General features: G+C 40.6%; 20 protein-coding genes. 14 read left to right on the top strand and 6 right to left on the bottom strand.

What is annotated here, in order from left to right; translation table 11 throughout:
* Window positions 1-128: 128 nt before the first annotated feature.
* The 5 genes from L6494_RS07030 to L6494_RS07010 all read left to right on the top strand — a co-directional run bounded on the left by L6494_RS07030 (window position 129) and on the right by L6494_RS07010 (window position 6,347).
* The gene (locus tag L6494_RS07030) at window positions 129-1,688 is read left to right on the top strand and encodes a DEAD/DEAH box helicase family protein (RefSeq protein WP_237993035.1); all 1,560 of its coding nucleotides are present in this window, start codon (window positions 129-131) and stop codon (window positions 1,686-1,688) included.
* Window positions 1,615-2,829, top strand: a complete 1,215-nt coding sequence (locus L6494_RS07025) for a DUF790 family protein (protein WP_237993033.1) — start codon at window positions 1,615-1,617, stop codon at window positions 2,827-2,829. The genes L6494_RS07030 and L6494_RS07025 overlap by 74 nt, the downstream gene beginning before the upstream one ends.
* Before the next feature lie 247 nt (window positions 2,830-3,076).
* Window positions 3,077-3,364: a hypothetical protein gene (locus tag L6494_RS07020; RefSeq protein WP_190707867.1), complete on the top strand. Its 288-nt coding sequence runs from the start codon at window positions 3,077-3,079 to the stop codon at window positions 3,362-3,364.
* Between the two features lie 251 nt (window positions 3,365-3,615).
* The gene (locus L6494_RS07015) at window positions 3,616-4,743 is read left to right on the top strand and encodes a hybrid sensor histidine kinase/response regulator (RefSeq protein WP_237993031.1); all 1,128 of its coding nucleotides are present in this window, start codon (window positions 3,616-3,618) and stop codon (window positions 4,741-4,743) included.
* 221 nt (window positions 4,744-4,964) lie between these two features.
* Entirely contained in the window at window positions 4,965-6,347 is a 1,383-nt protein-coding gene (locus L6494_RS07010) for an aldehyde dehydrogenase (RefSeq protein WP_237993029.1), read from the top strand.
* Between the two features lie 153 nt (window positions 6,348-6,500).
* Here the strand turns inward: L6494_RS07010 and L6494_RS07005 are convergent, their stop codons facing one another.
* The 3 genes from L6494_RS07005 to L6494_RS06995 form a co-directional block, all read right to left on the bottom strand.
* A complete protein-coding gene (locus L6494_RS07005; protein ID WP_237993027.1) occupies window positions 6,501-7,097 on the bottom strand; it encodes a sulfite oxidase-like oxidoreductase in 597 nt (198 codons plus the stop codon).
* A 217-nt stretch (window positions 7,098-7,314) separates the two neighbouring features.
* Window positions 7,315-7,488, bottom strand: coding sequence for a 50S ribosomal protein L32 (rpmF, locus tag L6494_RS07000; RefSeq protein ID WP_237993025.1), 174 nt, complete (start codon window positions 7,486-7,488; stop codon window positions 7,315-7,317).
* A 188-nt stretch (window positions 7,489-7,676) separates the two neighbouring features.
* Window positions 7,677-8,201 (bottom strand): hypothetical protein, encoded by a 525-nt coding sequence (locus tag L6494_RS06995; RefSeq protein ID WP_237993023.1) that lies wholly within the window; start codon window positions 8,199-8,201, stop codon window positions 7,677-7,679.
* A 197-nt stretch (window positions 8,202-8,398) separates the two neighbouring features.
* Between L6494_RS06995 and L6494_RS06990 the strand changes: the two genes are divergently transcribed.
* Window positions 8,399-10,402: a caspase family protein gene (locus tag L6494_RS06990; protein ID WP_237993021.1), complete on the top strand. Its 2,004-nt coding sequence runs from the start codon at window positions 8,399-8,401 to the stop codon at window positions 10,400-10,402.
* A 131-nt stretch (window positions 10,403-10,533) separates the two neighbouring features.
* Here the strand turns inward: L6494_RS06990 and L6494_RS06985 are convergent, their stop codons facing one another.
* Entirely contained in the window at window positions 10,534-10,911 is a 378-nt protein-coding gene (locus L6494_RS06985; protein WP_237993011.1) for a Mo-dependent nitrogenase C-terminal domain-containing protein, read from the bottom strand.
* A 639-nt stretch (window positions 10,912-11,550) separates the two neighbouring features.
* Between L6494_RS06985 and hemC the strand changes: the two genes are divergently transcribed.
* From hemC to L6494_RS06965, 4 genes are all read left to right on the top strand, one after another.
* Window positions 11,551-12,522, top strand: coding sequence for a hydroxymethylbilane synthase (gene hemC / locus L6494_RS06980; protein WP_237993009.1), 972 nt, complete (start codon window positions 11,551-11,553; stop codon window positions 12,520-12,522).
* Window positions 12,523-12,611: 89 nt separating this feature from the next.
* Complete coding sequence (gene glgA, locus L6494_RS06975) at window positions 12,612-14,036, top strand: glycogen synthase GlgA (RefSeq protein ID WP_237993000.1); 1,425 nt, start codon at window positions 12,612-12,614, stop codon at window positions 14,034-14,036.
* A gap of 345 nt (window positions 14,037-14,381) precedes the next feature.
* Window positions 14,382-15,299 carry a M23 family metallopeptidase gene (locus L6494_RS06970; protein ID WP_237992998.1) on the top strand — a complete coding sequence of 306 codons (918 nt, stop codon included), beginning with the start codon at window positions 14,382-14,384 and terminating at the stop codon, window positions 15,297-15,299.
* Between the two features lie 288 nt (window positions 15,300-15,587).
* Window positions 15,588-16,418, top strand: a complete 831-nt coding sequence (locus tag L6494_RS06965) for a peptidoglycan-binding protein (protein ID WP_237992996.1) — start codon at window positions 15,588-15,590, stop codon at window positions 16,416-16,418.
* Between the two features lie 120 nt (window positions 16,419-16,538).
* Here the strand turns inward: L6494_RS06965 and wecB are convergent, their stop codons facing one another.
* Window positions 16,539-17,651: a non-hydrolyzing UDP-N-acetylglucosamine 2-epimerase gene (wecB, locus tag L6494_RS06960; protein ID WP_237992987.1), complete on the bottom strand. Its 1,113-nt coding sequence runs from the start codon at window positions 17,649-17,651 to the stop codon at window positions 16,539-16,541.
* A gap of 238 nt (window positions 17,652-17,889) precedes the next feature.
* A complete protein-coding gene (locus L6494_RS06955; protein WP_237992985.1) occupies window positions 17,890-18,267 on the bottom strand; it encodes a hypothetical protein in 378 nt (125 codons plus the stop codon).
* Window positions 18,268-18,973: 706 nt separating this feature from the next.
* Between L6494_RS06955 and L6494_RS06950 the strand changes: the two genes are divergently transcribed.
* The 4 genes from L6494_RS06950 to dcm all read left to right on the top strand — a co-directional run bounded on the left by L6494_RS06950 (window position 18,974) and on the right by dcm (window position 24,667).
* Complete coding sequence (locus L6494_RS06950) at window positions 18,974-20,278, top strand: type IV pilus twitching motility protein PilT (protein WP_237992983.1); 1,305 nt, start codon at window positions 18,974-18,976, stop codon at window positions 20,276-20,278.
* A 123-nt stretch (window positions 20,279-20,401) separates the two neighbouring features.
* Complete coding sequence (locus tag L6494_RS06945) at window positions 20,402-21,157, top strand: circadian clock KaiB family protein (RefSeq protein WP_237992981.1); 756 nt, start codon at window positions 20,402-20,404, stop codon at window positions 21,155-21,157.
* A gap of 342 nt (window positions 21,158-21,499) precedes the next feature.
* Complete coding sequence (glgA, locus tag L6494_RS06940; RefSeq protein ID WP_237992979.1) at window positions 21,500-22,978, top strand: glycogen synthase GlgA; 1,479 nt, start codon at window positions 21,500-21,502, stop codon at window positions 22,976-22,978.
* A 363-nt stretch (window positions 22,979-23,341) separates the two neighbouring features.
* Window positions 23,342-24,667, top strand: coding sequence for a DNA (cytosine-5-)-methyltransferase (gene dcm, locus L6494_RS06935; RefSeq protein WP_237992976.1), 1,326 nt, complete (start codon window positions 23,342-23,344; stop codon window positions 24,665-24,667).
* Window positions 24,668-24,682 lie beyond the last annotated feature (15 nt).

Genomic DNA, 24,682 nt, shown 5'->3' with positions numbered 1-24,682 from the left:
AGGAATATACCCCATTCCCTTTTCCAAGATAGGATTAAGCATTTAGTCTGAGTTTGCTACAATTCCCCCAATCCCCAATCCCCAGTTATTTAATTTTGAATTTTGAATTTTGAATTTTGAATTGATTTATGCCTCGTACTCCCACCTTAACGTTTGATCGCGGTACACTAATTTTACATCCACCACCACGGAGTAAAGCTTGGATGGACTATGCCACTTGGGATGATAGGGTAGAAAAATTCCGCATTCCAGGGATAAAATATCGTACTGTAGTGGAAACACTGCAAGCTGAAGACATTTATTTCATCGATGAAGCCAAAGAATTTTACCCTGTAGATTTAGTTGCGAGTTTAGAAATGCAACCCTACCCCCATCAGAGTGAAGCTTTAGCAGCTTGGAAACTAGCGGGAAGACAGGGGGTTGTGGTGCTACCTACGGCGGCGGGAAAGACTTATTTAGCCCAGATGGCGATGCAGGCGACACCACGGACAACGTTAATTGTTGTGCCAACCTTAGATTTAATGCACCAGTGGTATGCTCATTTGGTATCGGCGTTTCCTGATGCGGAGGTGGGGTTACTGGGGGGTGGTTCACGGGATAGGACGGCGATTTTGGTAGCCACCTATGACAGTGCAGCTATTCACGCCGAAGCTTTGGGGAATAAGTATGCTTTGATTGTGTTTGATGAGTGTCATCACTTACCTACAGATTTTAACCGAGTGATTGCCGAATATGCGATCGCACCCTATCGTTTAGGACTATCGGCTACCCCAGAACGCACCGATGGGAAACACGCAGATTTAAATATTTTGATTGGGCCAGAAGTCTATCGCAAACGTGCTGAAGATTTAGCAGGGAAGGCTTTAGCTGAACATGAAATAGTCCAAATTAAGGTGAAGCTATCACAGCATGAGCGCGAAAGATACAACAATTTAATTCAAATTCGCAATGATTTTCTACGCCAAGCTAAGGTTTCCTTGGGGAGTATACAAGGTTGGCAGATGTTTGTGCAGATGAGTGCGCGATCGCAATCTGGGCGTAGAGCTATGTTAGCGCACCGAGAAGCTAAAGAAATCGCTCTTGGTACTGATGGCAAGTTACGCATTTTAGCTAATTTGCTCGCCAAACATTACCCGGAACGATTGTTAATTTTTACTGCTGATAATGCCACGGTTTATAAAATTTCTCAAGATTTATTAATTCCCGCCATTACTCATCAAACACCAGTCAAAGAAAGACATGAAATATTAACTAAATTTCGGGAAGGTGAATATAATACTTTGGTGGCTTCCCATGTGTTGAATGAAGGGGTTGATGTTCCGGCTGCTTCTATAGCAATTATTCTATCTGGGACTGGCTCAACTAGAGAATATATTCAACGCTTAGGGAGAATTTTACGCAAAGGAAATACTCCCAATAAACAAGCAATCCTCTATGAAGTAATAGCAGAAGATACGAGCGAAGAAAATACTTCAGCACGGCGGCGCGGTGAGGATAAAAAAGCGAACTTAAAAGTTGTTTATGGTAGTGGTCAGCCAAATGTTGCTAAAGCTGCGGAACAATTAGATATCAATTATGTAGTCGATAATTCACCAGATAAAAATAACCAGGGAAATGCTACCAACAGACCTACTAAGCCATCGCCTAAACGGAGAAGAAATAATTCCCAAGAGACTGAAGATAGATAATAAAAATTTAGAGTTAGCAAATGAATTAATTAATTGTTTTCAGTCAACATTAGGTAAAACTCAAGGTGAACTTGAGCGTCAACTTTTAGGGTTAGAAGGTGATGCTACTGATTATCGAGTCAAACGAGGGTTAGCTTACATTATTAAAAGCAATTTTTGCACCTTTGAAGTAGTCAGTCCCCTAGAACCACCAATGTTAAGAGAACGGGTGTTTGCTTTGGCTGCAAAATCTGCGCCTAGTCGCGAATCAACCCAAATCACTTTAGTGAAAATTGCTGATGAATTAAGTCAAGAATTAGAACGAGAGGTATTACCTGAGCAAGTGCGTGATGGTATCTATGCTGATTTGGTGGAAAATAAAATTTTAACCAACTTGGATACACCAACAGGGGTCGATTTAATCAATCGCTATAATTTATCTCAAGTGCAAGGGATATTTTATAAAGCCAGTAAACTAATTTTAAATGCTCATCGCAATGTGCCAGGAGAATATAAGCTGTTATTTCGCTATCTTAAATTGTTTCAACTCATGGCTTATATTGAGGGTGATGCTGACCACGGGTTTACAATTACAGTAGATGGCCCTACCAGTTTATTTACGCCTAGTACGCGTTATGGGTTAGCGATCGCTAAACTGATTCCCGCCTTACTCCATGTTACCAAATGGAGTCTTGCCGCCACATTACAAACCCGTGATGCCTACACAGATACTTGGAGAACAGGCCGATTTACCCTCAATTCAGAATGTGGTTTAGTTTCCCACTACTCTAAAGGTAAACCCTACGATAGTATGCTAGAAGCATCCTTTGCTGATAAATGGGATGCCTTAAAAACAGACTGGATATTAGAACGGGAAGTGGATTTGATTCCCATTCCAGGGAGTGTGATGATTCCCGATTTTCGGCTAGTGCATCCTGATGGACGGGAATTTTTATTAGAAATTGTGGGCTATTGGCGACCAGAATATTTACAAAAGAAATTTTACCAGGTGCGCCGCTCTGGTTGTGATAATTTGATTTTGGCTATTTCTGAAAGGTTAAATTTAGAAAAAGCAGGTATTAAGTTAGATGATGTTCCGGCAAGAATTGTGTGGTTTAAAGATAAATTATTGCCAAAATCTGTGTTATCAGTTATTGAATGACATATTTCGATAAAAAAATTTAAGATAAGATTAACTTAATTTTAGATAAGGTTAACTTATTGTCAATTATTTTGCTTGCTATTGACTGCAACTCAAAATAGACCTGTTTTTTTGTACCTACTAAGGTATAATTTGATTATGGCTCGAAATATTATTCCACACACAACCTGTACAACATAAAACTACAGTAGCCGACTCGACGGTAAATATAATTTTGCCTAAATAATAAGTTTAAACGTGATAAACAATGGAAAATGATTCACAGTTGATTCCGGTTTTTGAACAGCTATTTAGAGAAAAGTTAAAACTCAACAATTGTAAGGTCAAAAAGAAAAGACAGGAGAATAATTATGAAATTATTACTCCAGCTAAAGATGTTTTTTTGATGTCTTGGTGTGAATTTCCAGAAATTACCTTGGTCTATCAACCTATTGGGGTACGCACACACCAGACTATAGTTTATGAACGTGCTATTCGTTCTCACATTGAGTTTTGTGTGAGCAGTATTAAGGAGAAGGATAAAGCTCTCTCTTAATCACCATTATTTTTTGAATAGTAGAATATCTCTATACCCAAAGGATTGTTCACCGTAGTTTGGGTTTTTATCAATACATTCACCAATGGTGAAGAGTAATATTATCAAGAATCTGAGCCAGTTTTATTGGCTCAGATTTTTTAGAAAGTAGAAATCATTAAAAATTATTCGTACTGACAGCCAATTTGGGATAATTTATATTGTGGTGTTCCCTAACTTAAACTATTCCCTAATCGCATTCTCGGTATCTCATGAGTTCACAAACTTCTCACTCTGGCAACATTCTAGTTGTTGATGACTCTCCTGATAATGTGTTTTTAATTAAAACCATTTTGGAGGAAGAAGGCTATATAATTAATACCGCCGAAAATGGCTTTTCAGCATTAGCACAACTGCAAGCATTACCTTGTGATTTAGTCCTGTTAGACTTAATGATGCCAGGAATGGATGGTTATGAAGTCACTAGGCGCATTCGGGGGGAAATGCAGTTACAACAATACATTCCCATACTATTAATTACAGCCCATGATACGCCGAATGTGGCGCGAGGATTAGATTTAGGTGCTGATGATTTTATCCGCAAACCTGTCACAGTCGATGAGTTATTAGCCAGAGTGCGATCGCTGTTACGGTTAAAGCGTAGCATGGATGAACGGGATGAAATAGCCCGCCAGAGGGAAGATTTTGTCTCTCGGCTGACCCATGATTTGCGTACCCCCCTAGTGGCGGCTGATAGGATGCTGACACTGTTTCAACAGGGTGCATTAGGTACATTATCACCCCAAATGCAGGAAGCGATCGTCATTATGGCGCGTAGTAATATCAACCTGCTATCGATGGTAAATACTTTATTAGAAGTGTATCGCTTTGAAGCAGGACGGAAAACTCTAGCTTTTCAGCCAGTGGATTTGAGTCAATTACTTCAAGAAGTAGTGGGAGAACTCACACCTTTAGCCCAACCCAAAGGCTTGATAATTAATCTAGACTTTGATTATACAGCCGACTCCAGCACCGTCTCAGGCGATCGCTTGGAACTTCATCGTCTATTTACTAACCTTATCAGTAACGCCATTAAATTTACTGAATCTGGTTCAGTGAATATCCGCCTAAAAAATCAAATTTCGAGTCAAAGTCCACCCACGGCTAAAATCACCGATTATATAACCGTAGAAATAGCCGATACAGGCCGAGGTATTCCAGCCGCAGAACAAGCCACCCTATTTGAAAGGTTTCGTCAAGGTAGCCATAAAATTTCCGGTAGTGGTTTGGGTTTGTACCTTTCCCGACGAATTGTCGAGGCTCATCACGGTAGTATTGTTGTCAATTCTGAGTTAGGTAAAGGTAGTATCTTTATTGTGAGTTTACCTATTAAACAGTAATCAATTATAGCGTTTCCTAATCACATAAGGTATATCATAGCCCCCTCCTTGCTTGCGGGGAGGGGGTTGGGGGTGGGGTTCTTGTACCTTACTAAAGCGAGAACCGCCATACAGCAAAATTCAGAAGTTAAAATACTAAAAGATTACTTGCACTAGCACACTTTACTAACAGCCAATTTAGGATAATTTATTACCACACAAAACTATCGCCTAGAAAACAAATGATTACATCTGCAAAATCGACAATTCCAGAAATTTTACGCAAGCAAAAAGATTTTTTTCAGACTGGTCAAACCAAAAATGTTACTTTTCGTCTGGAACAACTCAAGAAACTCAAAGATTTAGTAATTAATCATGAAAAATCAATTATTCAGGCATTAAAAGCCGATTTACACAAACCAGAATTTGAAACTTACGCTACAGAAATCGGTGTAATTAAAGAAATCAATTATGCCATTAAACATCTCAAAACTTGGGCTAAACCCAAAAAAGCAGCAGTTCCTACCGATTTTTTTAATTACTCAGCACAAATTTATCCAGAACCCCTAGGAATTATTTTAATCATAAGTCCTTGGAATTATCCCTTCCAATTAATGATTTCACCCTTGGTAGGTGCGATCGCTGCTGGTAATTGTACTATTATAAAACCTTCAGAACTTGCTCCCCATACTTCCAATTTATTAGCAGAAATTATTAGTAATGCCTTCCCACAAGAATATATTACCGTAGTAGAAGGTGGTGTAGAAACCAGCCAGCAACTACTACAAGAAAAATTTAATCATATCTTCTTTACTGGTGGGACATCTGTAGGAAGAATTGTCATGGAGGCAGCAGCCAAACATTTAACACCAGTTACACTAGAATTAGGTGGTAAAAGTCCATGTATTGTAGATACAGATATTAATATAGAACATACAGCTAGACGGATTATTTGGGGCAAATTTATCAATGCTGGACAAACTTGTATTGCACCTGATTATCTTTTAGTTAATCAAAAAATCAAACAAGATTTAATAACAGCACTCCAAAAAACTATCAAAGAATTTTACGGCGACGAGCCAGCAAGCAGTCCCGATTATGCTAGGATAATCAGCCCAAGACATTTTGCACGACTAGCCGAGTTTCTCAAAAATGGTGAAATAATTAGTGGCGGAGACAGTAACCCCGAAGAACTTTATATTTCACCCACATTAATCGATCATGTGTCCTTAACAGATCCTGTCATGCAGGAAGAGATTTTTGGGCCGATTTTACCTGTCTTAGAATATACAGATATTACAGAAGCGATCGCCTTAATTAATTCTCAACCAAAACCCCTAGCTTTATACCTATTTTCCCAAAACAAAAAATTGCAAGCACAAATCTTGCAAGAAACTTCTTCCGGTGGCGTATGTATCAACGACACAGTAATGCAAGTAGGCGTTTCATCGTTACCATTTGGTGGTGTAGGAGATAGCGGTATTGGTAGCTATCACGGTAAAGCCAGTTTTGACACCTTTTCACATTACAAAAGTGTCTTAAAAAACTCCTTCTGGCTAGACTTAAATTGGCGATACGCTCCCTATAAAGGAAAATTATCTCTTCTCAAGCTAATTATTCGTTAAAAGCCTATAAGTTAAACCGTAGGACAACCCAACAGAGATAACACCTCTTGCATAAATATTGTTTTGTTTCGCGCAAAGGCGCAAAGACGCAAAGAAGGACACTATAATTATGACTTTTGCAAGAGGTCTATATTACGAATTACGAATTACGAATTACGAATTACTATACCGTTCTTCAGCCCAAGGTTCACCACGCCGATGGTAGCCGTTGCGTTCCCAAAAACCTAGTTCTTCTTGTTCAAGAAACTCTAAACCATTAATCCATTTAGCACTTTTCCAAGCGTAGACATGGGGTACAACCAATCGCATCGGTCCACCATGTTCTACTGGTAATGGTTCATCAAATAATTTAACGGCGAAAAAATTTTCTTCTCTAACAAAATCCGCCATTGCAATATTTGTAGTGTAGCCCCCATAGCAATGTTCCATCACATGGGCTGCTTTGGGATCTACCTCAATCAGATTCATAAAATCTGTAACTTTAATCCCCATCCACTTGACATCAAGTTTAGACCAACGGGTGACACAGTGAAAATCTGCGGTGAACTCGTGTTGAGGTAGATTCATGAAATCTGACCAACTAAACACAGCAGGTTTAGCCAAACCCCAAACCCGAAATTCCCATTCTTCTATGGTAACTTGGGGTGCTGCACCGTAGGTTAACACAGGGAAGCCCTTAGCCAAGTGTTGTCCTGGGGGGACGCGCTCGCTATTTTCTTGATTTGGTTTCTGAAAAAATTTTCCTAGCATAGTCCCATCAACATTAATCCTGTTAATAGTTTTGTGACTAATTCACCAATTCTCAGCGTCTCATTTCCACCCAGAAAACAGGTAAATATTAACTTTGTTGAAAATCAAAAAATCAAGAGCTAGAGATAGCTTACTCTTGATGTGATTATTTGATCATCAGTCATGGGTAAAAGGTAATGGGTAATTTGGTTATGCCAATTACTCATTACCACTTTTTTTATTCTTCTTCGCCTTCTTCTTCAGCAGTAGGATAGACAAATGTAGAACGTCCCGTCAAAATTGATTTACCCAAGGAAAGAGCTTTTTGTGCTTCAACAACAGCCTTGTGTCTCCAGGTAGCTCGACGTTTATCTCGTTTAGATTTAGATGTTTTCTTCTTAGGAACAGCCATGATAGCCGATATCGCAATTCTTGACAACCTTCCTATTCTAAGCGATCGCTAGCCGAAGTCAAATTAATTGGGGACAAATCAATTCAAAATTCAAAATTCAAAATTCAAAATTCAAAAGTTTTACTCCCCCTGCCCCTGCCCCCTGCCCCCTGCCCCCTACACCCCTACACCCCTACACCCCTACACACCTATTCCGTCGGCTTCATTTCAGGCGTTGTGGGGGTGGCTGTGGGAATAGTCACTGCGGCGGCGGGATTGGGGGTGGTTTGTTCTTCAAAACGTAAGAGCGATCGCGCACTTTTAAAATAAGTCGCCCATCGACGGGTATCGGGACGGGTGCGCCATTGTTTGCGGCTAACTTCTAAAGACAGAATTGGCGCGATCGCACCATAACTTTGTACAGATACAATTACGTAAATATCTGTCGCCAAAATATCTTGATCAAAGCTGCGTTGTGCTGCTGCTCTAGCTGTCATTTCGGCTCTTCTGAGTATGGCTTCGTAGCCTTCATCTGGTAATCGGTCAATAGTCAAGTCTACTCTGGCTGTGTAAGCTCGCACAATCTGCGGTGAAATGACTTCTGTGCCTATCCATACAGACACAGGAGACAACAGCAAAAATATTAAGGGAAATGTCCGGATTTTTCTGTCAAATTGGCTAATAAGTTTAAAGGGAATGATCGATGATAGTTGGTGAACACCTATTCTGGTCATGACTTTATGGCTCGCTGGCGAAGTTCTGTATTTTGAATAAGTCGAGAGTTTTTTCGAGTAGTTACGTAATAAAAGTTACATATAATCTGGTGACTCTGATTAAATCACCCAGACTATAAAACATTAGGTTAGCTTTGTTTTTTCAGCAAAGCCAACCGCAATTTTAGGCAACCACACAACAACCTACAAAGGGCGGGATGGCAAACTACTGGGCGATCGCCATAGGCATCAATCAATATCAGTTATTTCAACCTTTAAGTTGCGCTCAAGCTGATGCTGAGTCACTAAAAGATTTTTTAGTTCAACAAGCAGGTTTTTCACATCAACGATGCTTGCTGATGAGTGACACTTCGCCACCGATTGGCGATAGATCAACTTATCCAACCAAAGAAAATATTCTGCTGCTATTGGAAGATTTAGCAGCAGCTTGTTGGCAACCCCAAGACAATATATGGTTATTTTTTAGCGGTTATGGGGTCAACTACGAAGGTAGAGATTACCTAATGCCTGTAGATGGTGATCCCAAACGCGTCCCAGAGACTGGGATAGAATTGCGATCGCTCATGCAGAGTCTGCAACTAGCTAACCTGAATGTCTTGTTGCTCTTTGATATCAACCGCGCTTTTGGTGCAACTGGGGATACTCCCGTTGGACAAGAAACCCTAGAACTAGCCCAAGAACTACAACTAGCGACAATTTTTTCTTGCCAACCAGAACAATTTGCCCAAGAAAGTAGAGAACTCGGTCACGGTATATTTACTGCCGCACTGTTAGCAGCTTTGCGTTCTGGTTATGGGATTAGCTTGGCGGATTTAGAAAAACACCTCAGCATTATCACCCCAGAATTATCTCAGCACTACTGGCGACCCACTCAAAACCCAGTCGCAGTCATCCCCTCTACACCGCCGGCAATTTTACCGCCAGTTGAAACTACTACCCATACATTACAATTTAGAGCCGCAATTCCTAGTACATTCATTCCCAATACATTAGAACCCACCGCCGCAGAACCAATTATTTTTCCAGAAGAAAACTTTGCTGTCGCACTCGCATCTCCCCCACTAGGAGAATTTTCTTCCAACACTGCTGCTAATTCATATCCTATGAGTATGTGGGGAGAAGCTCAAAGTGCAGAAACGGCTATCAAAGATAGATCCCAGCCGTTATCATTTCCCAACTTGACATTCAATGAACAACAATTTTCTCATCTAGATCCTGACTCCAACACTAGAGAACAATTCTTCAACCAGCCATCTCCACCACTTTCACCCGATGAAGAGATGGGGGCTAGATTTATTCCCAACAGTCCCCAACCTTATATTTCTCGCCTACCTGAAAATAAACCAGACTCCTCATTGTGGAGACAGTTTATCGTTTGGGGTGGAGGTACGATGCTTGTAGTAACTTTAATTACAGTAGTTCTGCTCCGCAATCAAGCTAGAGTATTGCAAGCCAGGGAGATATCCTCTACATCTGCTAATCATGAGACACCAGTTATCAAAACTGCCTCAAATTCCCAGTCTCCTCCCACAATATTGCCCCTCAACCCACCAAAAAACCAATCAACAGCCCAAATTGCGCCAATTTCTGAATCACAAAAACGCAACCAAGCTTTACTAGACCTAGCTAAGAAGTCCCTTAGACAAACACAAGCTAGCGACCTCAACTTGGCGATCGCCACAGCCAAGAAAATCAAACCCGGTGAACCCCTCTACAACCAAGCCCAGGAGAACATTAAGATTTGGAGTCGCATGATTCTAGATTTAGCCGAAGGTCGGGCTAAACAAAAACAGTACAATTATGCGATCGCAGCTGCACAATTGATCCCCAAAGACCAAGCCTTGTATCCCCAAGCACAAGCAGCAATCACCCAATGGCGCACAGAAGCTAAACAATATCTCGCCAACACCACCCTTTTAGAAGCCGCCCAGGCCTTAATCAAGCCAGGACAAGCTTCCACTTACAATCGAGCCATTGAAGTTGCCAAAAGAGTACCAAAAGGACAACCCGGTTACTACTTAGCAAAGAAATCTATTAACCAATGGAGTGAAAAGATTTTAGACTTGGCGAAAACTCGTGCTGAACAAGGTAACTTTCCAGCTGCGATCGCCACAGCCACCTTAGTCCCAGAAGTCACATCTGTCCACGAAGATGCTCAAGAAGCCATCCAAAAATGGCAAGCCAGAAAAACTAAAAATTAGCAACAACAAAGAGTTAGAAGCCATTTAACTCCTAACTCTTTGTACTCCTAACCCCTAACTCCTAACTCTTAACTCTTAACTCACAACTCAGCACCGGCTAAACGCCGCGCTACCGCTAACAGCACTCAGCACTAACAATACTGCGTTACATCCTCACCGCACTCATCTGCTAGATAGCACATGGCTCGAAAGCGCAAACTCACCACTTCTTCATACAAAGGATTGAGCTTGCATAATGGCGGAATGTGAAACAGCGTTTTGCCAAATAAATTAATATCGCGTTCAAAGGGACATTGAGCAGGGATCAGTTGACACAAGCGATGAGCGAATTGGCGATCGCTAATTTTAATACTGTCTAACCATCGGCGTAGGGGTTGGAAAAGATCCCATCCGCCTGGAGAAGTAGGGTTTTGCAACGGCTGGGGGTGAGTTTTTGTTACTTCTTGTTGATTTATCCAAACCCAGCTTGCAAGAAAAATCTTTTTTGTGGTATTATCAAATACCTTCATGGTTGTGCCTCTGTGTTAATGAGGGTATTCACCTTTCTGATGAATATATACAGCGTCAAAATTACTGAATCGGGAAAATGCCGTCCTGAAGAAGATATAATAGGAAATCTCACTAGCCACGGAAGTCAGGACGCGATTTATTACTACGTCAAGTTAACCGCAATTTTCCCGGAATGACTAGTGTCGCTATCCAATCTTATTTATAACTTGACACAGTTTAAATTCTAATGAAGGCATCTGCCTTTGGACGGGTTTTTCAGTAATCTTTACAAAACTTAATATAGAAATTTTTATCAATAAAGAATATCAGCGATAGAAGCATATAGTTCTATCTTGAGAGAGAAGTAATGGCAATAGCTGAATCAAGAAAGTGAATATCATCCAATTTGGAGTTTAGTGATAGCTTTAAGCCCTAATTTTTTCACCATTCTCAACACAAACATAACCACATTTATCAAGCAATAATCAAATGTTTAAGCTTTAAACTTTTCCAGAAACCAATTTTTGGACTATTGTTAAAAAATGTAACTAAAAATCAAAATAAACTTAACTAAAATCAGGCGATCGCCATCTTGTAAGTCACCCACTGCGGTAGTCTAGATGAGAGTGAAATGATCGCCTGGTTTGACATATTTTTTTATGACTTCAGTTATTTCGACCGCTAAACGCACAATTCGTATTGGTTCACGTAAAAGTCAACTTGCGCTAGTTCAGACATATTGGGTAAGAGAGCAACTGCAAAAAAGCTATCCTGACATTGCTTTTGAAGTCCATACAATGTCTACCCAAGGCGATAACATCCTGGATGTAGCATTAGCCAAAATTGGCGATAAAGGACTATTTACTAAAGAATTGGAAGTGGGAATGATCAATCAAGAGATTGATTTTGCTGTGCATTCCCTCAAGGATTTACCGACTAACTTACCAGAAGGTTTAACACTAGCAGCGATTACAGAACGAGAAAATCCCGCCGATGCGCTAGTTGTGCATGAAAAATTTAAAGATAAGCAAATTGATACCCTCCCAGTCGGTGCAGTCATTGGTACATCGTCTTTGCGACGTTTAGCGCAATTACGCAACAAATTCCCTCACCTGACATTTAAAGATGTGCGGGGAAATTTGAATACACGCCTAGCTAAACTTGACGCAGGCGAATATGATGGTTTAATTTTAGCGGCTGCTGGGTTGCAGCGTTTGGGAATGGGCGATCGCGTTCACCAAGTCCTCCCTAAAGAAGTATCGCTGCACGCTGTCGGCCAAGGTGCATTGGGGATAGAATGCCGTGCTGATGATACTGAATTAATCTCACTACTGAAAGCAATTGAACACCCCGAAACCCGCGATCGCTGTTTAGCAGAACGCTCTTTCTTGCGGAGTTTAGAAGGCGGTTGTCAAGTACCAATTGGGGTAAATACAGAAATAAATGGTGATAATTTAACACTCACAGGTGTAGTAGCCAGCATAGACGGTCAAAACCTAGTTAATGATACTGTTAGTGGTGCTGCAAGTGATGCCGAAGCTCTAGGTATAGAACTGGCAACACTTTTGCGTCAACAGGGAGCGCAAGAGATTTTAGAGGTCATCTTTGCAGAGATTCAACGTGGTTCTTAAACGATGATGCTCCGAGATGTGTTTAGATCAATGAGTAATTGGTAATTACTTAACTAAAAATCTTAAGAACCGGGGAAATAAAAACTACCATGCGGATTCTATTTGTAGCAGCAGAAGCAGCACCCATTGCAAAAGTTGGCGGAATGGGTGATGTTGTCGGGGCCTTACCAAAAATCTTGAGAAAAATGGGGCATGATGTCCGAATCTTCTTGCCTCACTACGGCTTTCTCCCAGACAAAATGGAGATTCCCAAAGATCCAATTTGGCGGGGATACGCCATGTTCCAAGATTTTACAGTTCACGAAGCGATTCTGCCTGGTACTGATGTTCCCTTGTACTTATTTGGACATCCTGCCTTCAATACCCGCCGCATTTATGGTGGCGATGATGAAGACTGGCGGTTTACCTTGTTTGCCAATGGTGCGGCTGAATTTTGCTGGAATTACTGGAAACCAGACATTATCCACTGTCACGATTGGCATACAGGGATGATTCCTGTGTGGATGAACCAGTCTCCAGATATCACTACAGTCTTTACAATTCATAACTTGGCATATCAAGGCCCTTGGCGTTGGTATTTAGACAAAATTACTTGGTGTCCTTGGTATATGCAAGGACACAACACCTTAGCCGCAGCAGTCCAATTTGCTGACAGAGTAAATACAGTCTCTCCCACCTACGCCGAACAAATCAAAACCCCGGCTTACGGTGAAAAGGTAGAAGGTTTACTGTCCTTTATCAGTAGTAAATTATCTGGGATTGTTAACGGTATAGACACGGAAGTATACGACCCAGCTACAGATAAATATATAACTCAAACCTTCACTACTGACACCTTAGACAAACGCAAAGCCAACAAAATAGCTTTACAAGAAGAAGTAGGCTTAGAAGTTAACAAAAATGCCTTTTTGATTGGCATGGTAACGCGGTTAGTTGAACAAAAAGGCTTGGATTTAGTCATCCAAATGTTAGACCGCTTCATGGCCTATACTGATGCTCAGTTCGTTTTGTTGGGAACAGGCGATCGCTACTACGAAACCCAAATGTGGCAATTAGCCTCGCGCTATCCCGGACGCATGGCAACTTACCTGTTATATAACGATCCTCTCTCCCGACGCATTTACGCCGGTACAGATGCCTTCTTAATGCCTAGCCGTTTTGAACCCTGCGGTATCAGCCAAATGATGGCTTTGCGCTACGGTAGCGTCCCCATCGTTCGCCGCACGGGGGGACTAGTTGACACCGTATCCCACCATGACCCCATGAATGAAGCTGGTACAGGCTATTGCTTTGACCGCTATGAACCACTCGATCTATTCACCTGCATGATTCGCGCCTGGGAAGGTTTCCGATATAAACCCCAATGGCAAGAACTACAAAAACGCGGCATGAATCAAGACTTCAGTTGGTACAAATCTGGCAAGGAATATGACCGTCTCTACAGGTCAATGTACGGCTTGCCAGAACCTGAAGCAGAGAATCTAGAATCAAAATTGATATTAACTAATCAATAATTTAGGGGACAGGTGACAGGGGACAGGTGACAGGGGATAGTAAAGACGCGAAATACCACAATCCAGTAGAGACGTTGCATTGCAGCGTCTCTACTGCTATTGCCATTTCCCCAATACCCAATACCCAATCCCCAATACCCAATCCCCAATCCCATGAGAATTTTTTGCTATTCTTGCACAAATTATCTTTCCCTGACACTTTCTCATCAGAATATCCGTCTATGTAATATGCAGCATCCATAAAAGTAATAAATTTTACGGATTTTATCCTGATATTTCCAGTGTTATCTTGAACAAACGAATATATACAAACTATCTAGACTATATTTGCAAGGATTAACACTTGTGAGAAAAAATATTATCTTGCAAGCCTGTACTTATGGCTTGACGGCATTAATCGCATTAAGCACCGTACTCATTACTAATACCACCGCCTTCACTCAAGTCGCAATTCAACAAACACCTCTGACTATTGCTAACTTAATTTGGCCAACGAAAGGATATATTTCTCAAGGCTTCCGCAAGTATCGACATGAAGGCATCGACATTGCTGCGGCATCTGGAACGCCAATTGTGGCGGCGGCGGCGGGAACAGTAGTGAAATCAGGTTGGGATGAATGGGGATTAGGCAATGCTATAGAAATTAAACACCATAACGGTAGTGTAACAGTGTATGGTCATAACCGTCGTTTATTAGTCAGCAAAGGTCAACAGGTTAAACAAGGCCAAATTATTGCTGAGATGGGATCTACTGGAAATAGTACCGCACCTCATCTACATTTTGAAATTTATCCTAATGGTCGAGTTGCTGCTGATCCTCAGCGTTTATTAGGATCTTCCATCGCTAGCAACATTCCCTCACCACAAATTTCTCCCGTTGCGGCTGGCGGCTATCAAGTTAATAAACCTCAACCAACTGCCAAACCGCCAGTAGCACAAGCAGTTTCACCTTCCCAAGCCATACCAATTACCGTGACTCTTGCGCCTGTGACAGATACAAAATGTAATGGTGTGACAGTCTTAGAAGGTGAAACCAAGAATACATTCGTCAAAGTCTGCCAAGAAAACAGTCAGTTATTTTATATTGGTCAGTTAAAACAAGAGACTAACGAGTCAGTCAAGATACCAGCTTGGAACATTGGTCAAAATCAATATCAAGCAGATAACGGTAGTTTCTCTTATTTAGTCAGTCCAGACAAAGTAGAAGTTTGGCGTAATGGTAATCAGATTCGTACTGATGTTTTTTTTACTTCTAAGAAATGAAAACAATAGTTTTTTGTGATGAGAGAAATTAAGATTTTCTGACTTTTGTCTCATTTTGATTAGTCTTAAAAAATTTGATTGTGCCGAGTTCCTGCCATAAAGAATCCCATGATAGGCGACCAACTTAATAGCGCGATCGCGAATTATTTCTGCAAAGATTTTTATAAATTTTCTGATTTTTTAACCATCCCAACAATAAAAAGCTTTATGATGTAGAGTAGTTAAAAATACAAAAACTAAATATTGTCTGTAAGCTTTTAATCTTTACCAAATATAAGGTGTTCACCAATGGAATATCTAGCTTATTCCTCTATGGTTATTGCCAACGAAGAGGCAAATGGTCAAGCAGAATATATTGACTATGAGTTTCCCAAATTTGATTTAAATTGGCAGAAACTCTTGAAATCTTCGGCTTGGTTATCCTTAGCTGGCTGCATGGTATTTTTGTCAGCTATTACTCAAGCTCCAGCAGCTTTAGGAGCTTATGTCAGAACTAACGGCACTTGTCTTAATGTGCGTGTAGATCCCAACCCCAATTCTAAGGTTGTAGATTGTTTGCCTAACGGTACTAAAATCGCAACCACTGGAACAGTAAATGGTTTTGCTCGCCTATCTACGAATAGATATGTATCCGCGAGATGGGTGGGTAATATGTCTACTGCTACTCGTCCGACCAAACCGATGAATAATGCCGGTGTTGGTGGTCGTGTAACTCTGAGTCTTGGCTCTAGAGGTCAAGCTGTATCAGAAGTGCAGAAAGTTCTAGGGATTAACGCTACAGGTTATTACGGGCCTGTGACTGCTCGGCGAGTCAGAGAGTTTCAAGCCAATAATAGATTGCGTGTAGATGGCGTAGTTGGAGCTGAAACTCGCAGTGCTTTATTTAGAACCGCCTCAACACCTACTAGACCGACTACACCCACTGGCGGCCCTGTAACTCTGAGTCTTGGCTCTAAAGGTCAGGCTGTATCAGAAGTTCAGAAAGTTCTAGGAATTGAACCCACTGGTTATTACGGCCCTGTCACTGCTCGACGAGTCAGGGAGTTTCAAGCCAATAACGACTTGCGTGTAGATGGCGTAGTCGGCCCTCAAACTCGCAGTGCTTTATTGAGAGGATAGATAAAAGCATAGCATGGGGCAAGAAAAAGTCAAAAACCAAAATTGAATAACTTCTGCCTCCTGCTCCCTCTAAACTATCCAATCCCCAGTCCCCAGTCCCCAGTCCCCAGTCCCCAGTTCCTATTCCCCAAAGTATCTTTTGACAATTTGTAAGATATATTCTGCTGCATGACCATCCCCAAAGGGATTAATTGCGTTAGCCATCGTTTCATAAGCTACGCGGTTACTCAGTAACTCATCCGCAGCAGCTGCAATAGTTTCACTAGCAGTCCCTACTAGTTTCGCTGTACCCGCAGCCACAGCTTCCGGTCTTTCTGTGGTGTCTCTGAGAACTAAGACTGGTTTTCCTAGACTGGGTGCTTCTTCTTGCAAACCACCGGAGTCAGTGAGCAGAAAATGCGATCGCCCAATTGCTCCTACTAATTCCCCATAATCTAGAGGTTCTGTTAAAAACACTCGCGGATGATTCCCCAGCAATGCTTGCAAAGGTTCTCTCACAGTGGGGTTGCGGTGTAAGGGTAACAGCAAAGCCGTATCGGGAAACTTATTTAAGATTTGTAAAAAACCTTGGGCGATCGCTTGCAATGGTTCTCCCCAATTCTCACGACGATGCACAGTAGCCAGCAAAGTACGGTAGGAACTCCAATCTAAACCAGGCACATTACAAGCCGGTTGAGTTGCAGCCACATTTAACAGCGCATCAATAACTGTATTCCCCGTCAAATGAATTTCACCCAAAACCCCAGAACGTTCTAAGTTTTCCACAGCCAACGCAGTCGGCGCAAAGTGTAACTGGGTGAGTTGCGAAATTAACCGCCGATTAGCTTCCTCTGGGTAAGGATTAAATAAATCATCAGTTCTTAAGCCTGCTTCGACATGACCAACAGGTATTTTTTGATAAAACGCTGCTAAAGTTGCGGCAAAAGCCGTAGTCGTGTCACCTTGTACTATGACTAAATCTGGCTTATTTTCCAGGAATAACTTTTCTAAACCTCGCAAACTGCGGCAAGTGATATCACTCAGAGACTGTTGAGGCTGCATAATCTCTAAATCATAATCTGCCTTCAAGTTGAACAACTGCATCACTTGCTCAACCATCTCCCGATGCTGTCCAGTTAAAATTACCTGCAAATCAAAGTCAGGCGATTTCTGGAAAACCTGAATCACCGGAGCTAGCTTAATCGCCTCTGGACGTGTTCCCAAAATAATGTAAATAGATTTTTGATTAGTCATTAGTCAATAGTTATTAGTCAATAGTCATTAGTTAATAGTCATTAGTCATTAGTCATTAGTCAATAGTCATTAGATAACAGTTTCTCTATCTTGTCTCTCTTTCCCCTACACCCCTACACCCCTACACCCCTACACCCCTACACCCCTACACCCCTACACCCCTACACCCCTAATTCCCCAAACATGAAAAAACCCGGCTGAACCGGGCAGATGCTTTTTGTCGAATTTTTCAGGATGACTATACTTTGACATCGCAAGTTAGTGGGCAAGCCGCATATACAGTTGTCTGCATCTGCTCTGCTTCTCCTCCGTGTAACCAGCTTAACCATTGAACTTCTTTGGGATGTACACCCTTAAAGGTCAGCACACCAGCAGCAATCAAAACTGCCATCACATTCAACATAATCAAGCCGCCCGCAACAAGTAACACTGCGCTAACAGGCATTACAGATTGCAGCACAATTGACAACAAACATCCGACCGTAGCCATTAACACAACTAATGGAAATCCGACAACCAACAAGCATACTGCCAATGTAAAAGTCCAGATCAAAAAACTTTTAATCATCAACAAGGAGTAGGTCTTTTCGAGATTAGAACTCTGAGCTAAAACCATGACGTTTCCTCCTAAGTACACAGCAAAATTTATTTTCAGTAATATCTCGCTTTTGGCAAGCAACTGAATGATTCAATGAAGTTTCAGTATATAAAAGTAGTCTGAGAAAATGAGCGTTTATTTATTAAACTTTACAATTAATTTTTTACAACTATGAATGTAAAGTTAAGTTCACATTTCACCATAAATCTAGCTTTCGATATCCGTCTTCAGGAATAGAGGACAAAAGTCATTTGACCAAAAAGTTTGTTTCCAACTTTTGAGTTAGATTTTGCTTAACATTTCTTATACAAAATGACGATGCTTCTCATAATTCTCTCCGGTCGCTCAACAAATTATCTACAGATGATTTGGCTGTTAATTGCTAGCTACTTATAGTCGCCATAGACAAAATCTTCTCATTTAAGACTCATAACCCTAGCTCAATAGAAATATTTGAGTAAAAAAATACTTTAGGTTAACAATATATTTACTGAGGTTTTTCAGCAAACTCTTAGGATAAACCAGTGTATATAGGAGGTTACAATTCTTTCTTTTATAAATTAACGTCATAAGTTATACAAAGATAATAAACAAAATGTAACGAAATATTACGAAAAGCTTCCAACTAATCAGACACCTAAAATTGGCTTGCTTGGAGGCTTTAGACGGTTTCAGCCAATTTTTTTGCTCATTGAATAGTTAAATCGCAAGAGTTTAAAGATATATGACAGAATCACAGCACCCATCGAATCCCAATCCTGTTGTTGCGCGGAATGTGCCACCAGCACCGCCACTACCGCCGCCACCACCAAGCGTGATGACGCAACGCCAACATACACAAACTTTGGATATGTCATCAGTTAATAGAAGTGCTGGACAACCTCTACCACCACCCCCAAGTTCTGCACCTGCGGCGGCTCATCGTCCTGGAACACCGCCACCAATGCCTGCGGCTAGTGCTACTAGTTCGGGGCTAACTTTAGGGGAGATGATTAAAGAAGCTTTTGATAATGGGTATTCTGATATTCACTTGGGTGTAGGTGAAGTACCTCGCTTCCGCAGCCGAGGAGAAATTAGCCCAACGGATTATCCCGAAACAGACAAACCGACTTTTATGAGTTGGTTACGGGAGATTATGAGTGAGCCAGAAATTCAAAGATTTCAAGAACACTTGGAATTTGATGGTGCTACTCAATATGAATTTGCCCGTGTACGGATTAACGTCTTTGACTCTCTCAAAGGCTATGCAATGGTACTGCGGTTGATTCCTTTAAAAATCTTATCTATTGATCAGTTGAGATTACCTCCCATATTTCGGGATATTTGCCACTATCACAAAGGCTTAATTTTGGTGACTGGCCCAACTGGTTCTGGTAAATCGACAACAATGGCAGCGATGATTGATTACATTAATCGGGAAATGCCCAAACACATTATCACCATTGAAGACCCTGTGGAATTTGTCCATCAAAGCCGTAAGTCTTTAATTAAGCAACGGGAAGTAGGAATGCACACCCGGAAATTCGACAATGCTTTAAAAGCAGCCTTGCGGGAAGATCCAGATTTGATTCTGGTGGGTGAAATGCGGGACAAAGAAACAGTCAATACAGCCTTAAAAGCGGCTCAGACTGGTCACTTGGTAATGGGAACACTACACACCAATAGTGCAGTAAAAACTATTGAACGGATTTTGAACCTCTATTCTGGTGAAGAGCAAGATGCCATGCGAGTAGCACTGGCGGAATCTTTAGTGGCAGTTATTGCCCAAGGCTTGTGTCGGACAACCGACGGTAAGCGGGCAGCTTTCCACGATGTCCTGATTAACACAGAAGCAGTCAAAGAATGGGTCAAAGATGGTAAGTATGATGAGATTAGCGAATTGATGAAGCAAGCTGGTTTTGACGGTATGATTACTATGAATCAGTCATTGCTCAACCTCTATCAAGACGGTCGCATCACTGAAGAAACAGCCTTAGAAATGTCACCAACACCTAACGAAATGGCTCAATTCCTTCGAGGAAGAGTCTAAGAGAGTAGGGGTGTAGGGGTGTAAGGGTATAAGGGTGTAGGGGTTTATAAGAAGGAAATTTTACCCCAATGCCCCAATCCCCAATCCCCAATCCCCAGTCCCCAGTCCCCAGAACTAACGACATTGACTACAGATACACTATTTCAACCTCAGTTATTTAAGGGAATTGCCCTATTTACACCGGGAGGAGATTTAATTTACTGCATCGACTCGAACAAGCAAGGTCGATGGCATTCGCATTTGTGTACTGCTTTACAGGAAATTCTCGACTTACCAGAACCGCCCCACTTTCTAGTTCCTTGTTATACAGCCACAATAGACCACTGGTTAGATCCGCAAACGCAGCAGGTGAAAACTTTTGCGGAAGCTTACCCCGTCGTAATGAAACATCAGGCTGTACTAAATGCGATTTTTGATACAGGTGACTTAGTTTGGCAGCCTGCACCTTGGCAAGATGGGTTGTGCGATCGCATGGTATTGTCCACTTATCGCGCTGCATTTCCCCAACTCTGGGAAGACCACGACTTAATTATCAATTTAGACCTTTCAGAACCAGTCCCAAGATATTATCCGCCAGCTAGGGCAGTACAAAAAGCCGCAATTAAAACCTATGTTCTGCGTTTGTTCGTCGCCGGACACAGTGCCAACACAGAACGTATTCTCAAGAATTTACATGAACAATTAGAGCGATCGCTCGGATATCCTTACACAATGAAAGTGATTGATGTCTTAACTAATCCAGAACAAGCAGAAATCGATCAAGTATCCGCCACCCCAACCCTAGTCAAAGTTTGGCCTCACCCAATTCGCCGTCTAGTTGGTGACCTAGATAACGCAGAAAAAATACTACAAATGCTAGGAGCAAAAGATAAACTCTAATTGACCAATTATTCCTTGATGGTACAAGCCCCTAAATTTATTTATGGATAGAAACATTTTAAACTTTGCTTGGTTCAATCCCCCGGATTTATCCGTGGGCATTAATTGCGAATTGCGAATTGCGAATTGCGAATTGTACTGACTCTCCCCGCGTACCTCCGCGCCCCTCCGCGTTTAAATTACTACCCTCAATAAGTCAAGAAATCTTGAACATCCGTCAGCTAAATCCCCTTTTCCGGTAAATATGAGCGTCTATCATTCAAACACTCGCTTGTCAATGAGTACATCTTGCATATACTGAGATGTATAGTAAGATAAATTTTTGTAAAGCGAGGACTACGGATGTACATCGTACAGATTGCCTCGGAATGCGCTCCTGTAATTAAAGCAGGAGGCTTAGGGGATGTCGTTTACGGTTTGAGTCGGGAATTAGACATTCGGGGCAATTGCGTCGAACTGATTTTACCCAAGTATGATTGTATGCGCTACGACCATATTTGGGGGCTACATGAGGCTTACTTAAACTTGTCTGTGCCTTGGTATGGTGGGGCTATTCACTGCACCGTGTATTGTGGTTGGGTACATGGGCGAGTCTGTTTCTTCATTGAACCCCACTCTGAAGATAACTTCTTCAATCGCGGTTGCTATTACGGTTGTGATGATGACGATATGCGCTTTGCCTTCTTCAGCAAAGCAGCGTTAGAATTTCTCCATCAAAGCAATAAGCGTCCTGACATCATCCATTGCCATGATTGGCAAACAGGCTTAGTTCCCGTCATGCTCTATGAGATTTACAAATATCATGGCATGGATCATCAACGGGTTTGCTACACCATCCACAATTTTAAGCATCAAGGAATTGGTGGTGTCAAAACTCTCTGGGCTACAGGTTTAAATCGAGAGTCTTATTACTTCCAATCCGACAAGTTGCAAGACGACTTTAACCCCTTTGCTTTGAACTATATGAAAGGGGGAATTGTTTACTCAAATGCAGTCACCACAGTTTCGCCTAACCACGCCTTAGAAGCTCAACATACAGAAGTTGGCTGTGGTTTAGGTCATACTTTGCATTTGCACCGAGAGAAATTTAAAGGGCTGCTGAACGGTATTGATTACGATTTTTGGAATCCAGAAATTGACCGTTACATACCCCACAACTATAACGAAGACGATTTTGAACAAAAACTATATAACAAAAAAGCTTTGCGTGAGCAACTATTGCTCCGCCCTTCTGATAAACCAATCATCGCTTACATTGGGAGATTAGATCATCAAAAAGGTGTCCATCTTGTCCACCATGCAATTTATCATGCTTTGAATAAAGAAGCACAATTTGTATTACTAGGTTCTGCAACAGAAGCAGGAATCAACGCTCATTTCCGCCATGAAAAAGAATTTTTGAATAATAACCCAGATGTACATTTAGAACTGGGCTTTAATGAAGAACTATCTCACCTCATTTATGCAGGGGCAGATATGATTGTTGTCCCCAGCAATTATGAACCCTGTGGTTTAACCCAGATGATTGGTTTGAAGTATGGTACTGTCCCCATCGTGCGCGGTGTCGGCGGACTGGTAAATACAGTATTTGACCGAGACTACGACCAAAATCTCCCACCAGAAAAACGCAATGGTTATGTGTTTTATCAGACAGATAACCAGGCTTTAGAATCAGCCATGAATCGGGCAATTGATTTGTGGTATCAGTCCCCTGAAGAGTTTCAAAAACTAGCGATTCAGGGTATGAAGTATGACTACTCATGGAATCAGCCAGGAGAAGAATACTTAGAGATTTACGACTGGATTAAATACAGGTGGTAGTTTAATACTTGTCATAAAGTAGCTGTATAAAAACAGCTACTTTTGTTATTTTCAACAGTGCGATAAATTTGTTGAAAACAGCGATATAATGTTAATTGATTTCCTGATAAGTTATACTTACACACACCAACATAAAGAGTAATTAATATTCACATATAAAGACTAACAGAAGGTATTTAACAACATCTGATCAGCTTTAAGGTTTATTGACTCAAGGACAAACATTAGGTGAAACTTTATAAATTGCTCGTGATGCGACATATCACTTAATGGAAGCACAGTCTTTGCATACTGGTTCAATTCATTGAGTAATATATTGTGATAATATATTATTTACTTTATACCAATAACAATTAATTGCTAATGTCTACTACTATTAAGTTTATTGATTTATTTGCAGGTATTGGAGGTATGCGATTGGGCTTAGAACAAGCCTGTAAAACCTTGGGGATTCAAAGTGAGTGTGTTTTCACTTCAGAAATTAAGCCTACAGCAGTTAGAGTATACCATGAAAACTTTTCTGGAAATAACCTCTGGGGTGATATTACTGAGATATATAGCCATCAAATTCCTGACTTTGATATTCTATTAGCTGGGTTTCCTTGTCAACCTTTTAGTAGTGCTGGAACAAAACAAGGGTTTTTAGATACTAGAGGAACTTTATTTTTTGAAATCGAACGCATTTTAAAAGATAAATCACCTTTTGGTTTTTTATTAGAAAATGTTGAAGGTTTAGTCAAGCATGATCATGGTAGAACTTTAGCAACTATTTTAAAAAAATTAGAGAATTTAGGTTATACATTAACCTGGAAAGTTTTAAATGCTAAAAATTTTGGAATTCCTCAAGATAGAAAAAGAATTTATATAGTTGGCTCAAAAAATATTCCAATTTCTTTAGATTTTGTTAATAATGAACAGTCTATTTTATTGGATATTTTAGAAACAGGATATCCCACCTTACAAACAGATTTTGTTAAAAAGTTATTAATGCAATATTCTCTTGATTCACTTTATGGTAAATCAATTAAAGATAAAAGAGGAGGAGAAGATAATATTCATAGTTGGGATTTAGAATTAAAAGGAAAAGTTACTTCCCAACAAAAAGAATTATTAAATTTATTGCTTAAACAAAGAAGAAGAAAAAAATGGTCTGCTGAAAAAGGCATTCATTGGATGGATGGCATACCATTAAGCTTCGATGAAATTGCAACTTTTTATAATAATAAAAATTTAAAAGCGATGTTAGATGATTTAGTTACTAAAGGTTATTTAAAGTATGAACATCCTAAAGATATTCAGGAAGTGCTAAATAAAGATGGTAAACAAGTTAAAAAAAGAAAATATAGAATTGATTTACAAAAAGGATATAATATTGTTGTTGGTAAACTTAGTTTTCCTCTTAACGAAATTCTTAATCCTTATGATATTGCCCCAACTTTAGTGGCTACTGATATGCAGAAATTGGCAGTAGTTGATGGTCAAGGATTAAGATGTTTAACTATTAGAGAAGGATTAAGATTATTTGGATTTCCTGAAGATTATCAGATAAATTTGCCTATTAATAAATCGTTTGATTTATTGGGAAATACAATAGTAGTTCCCGTTGTTAAAGCAATTAGTGAAAGAATAGTTATACAAAAGCTAAATTCATTACCTAATCAAGTGTATGAATTAACAACGGCAAGCTAGTAAAATCGCAGGTTA

The organism is Nostoc sp. UHCC 0870 (genome assembly GCF_022063185.1).
Taxonomy (GTDB): Bacteria; Cyanobacteriota; Cyanobacteriia; order Cyanobacteriales; family Nostocaceae; genus Trichormus.
Note: the sequence above shows the minus strand (reverse complement) of the source record. Positions and strands in the feature narration are given on the sequence as shown.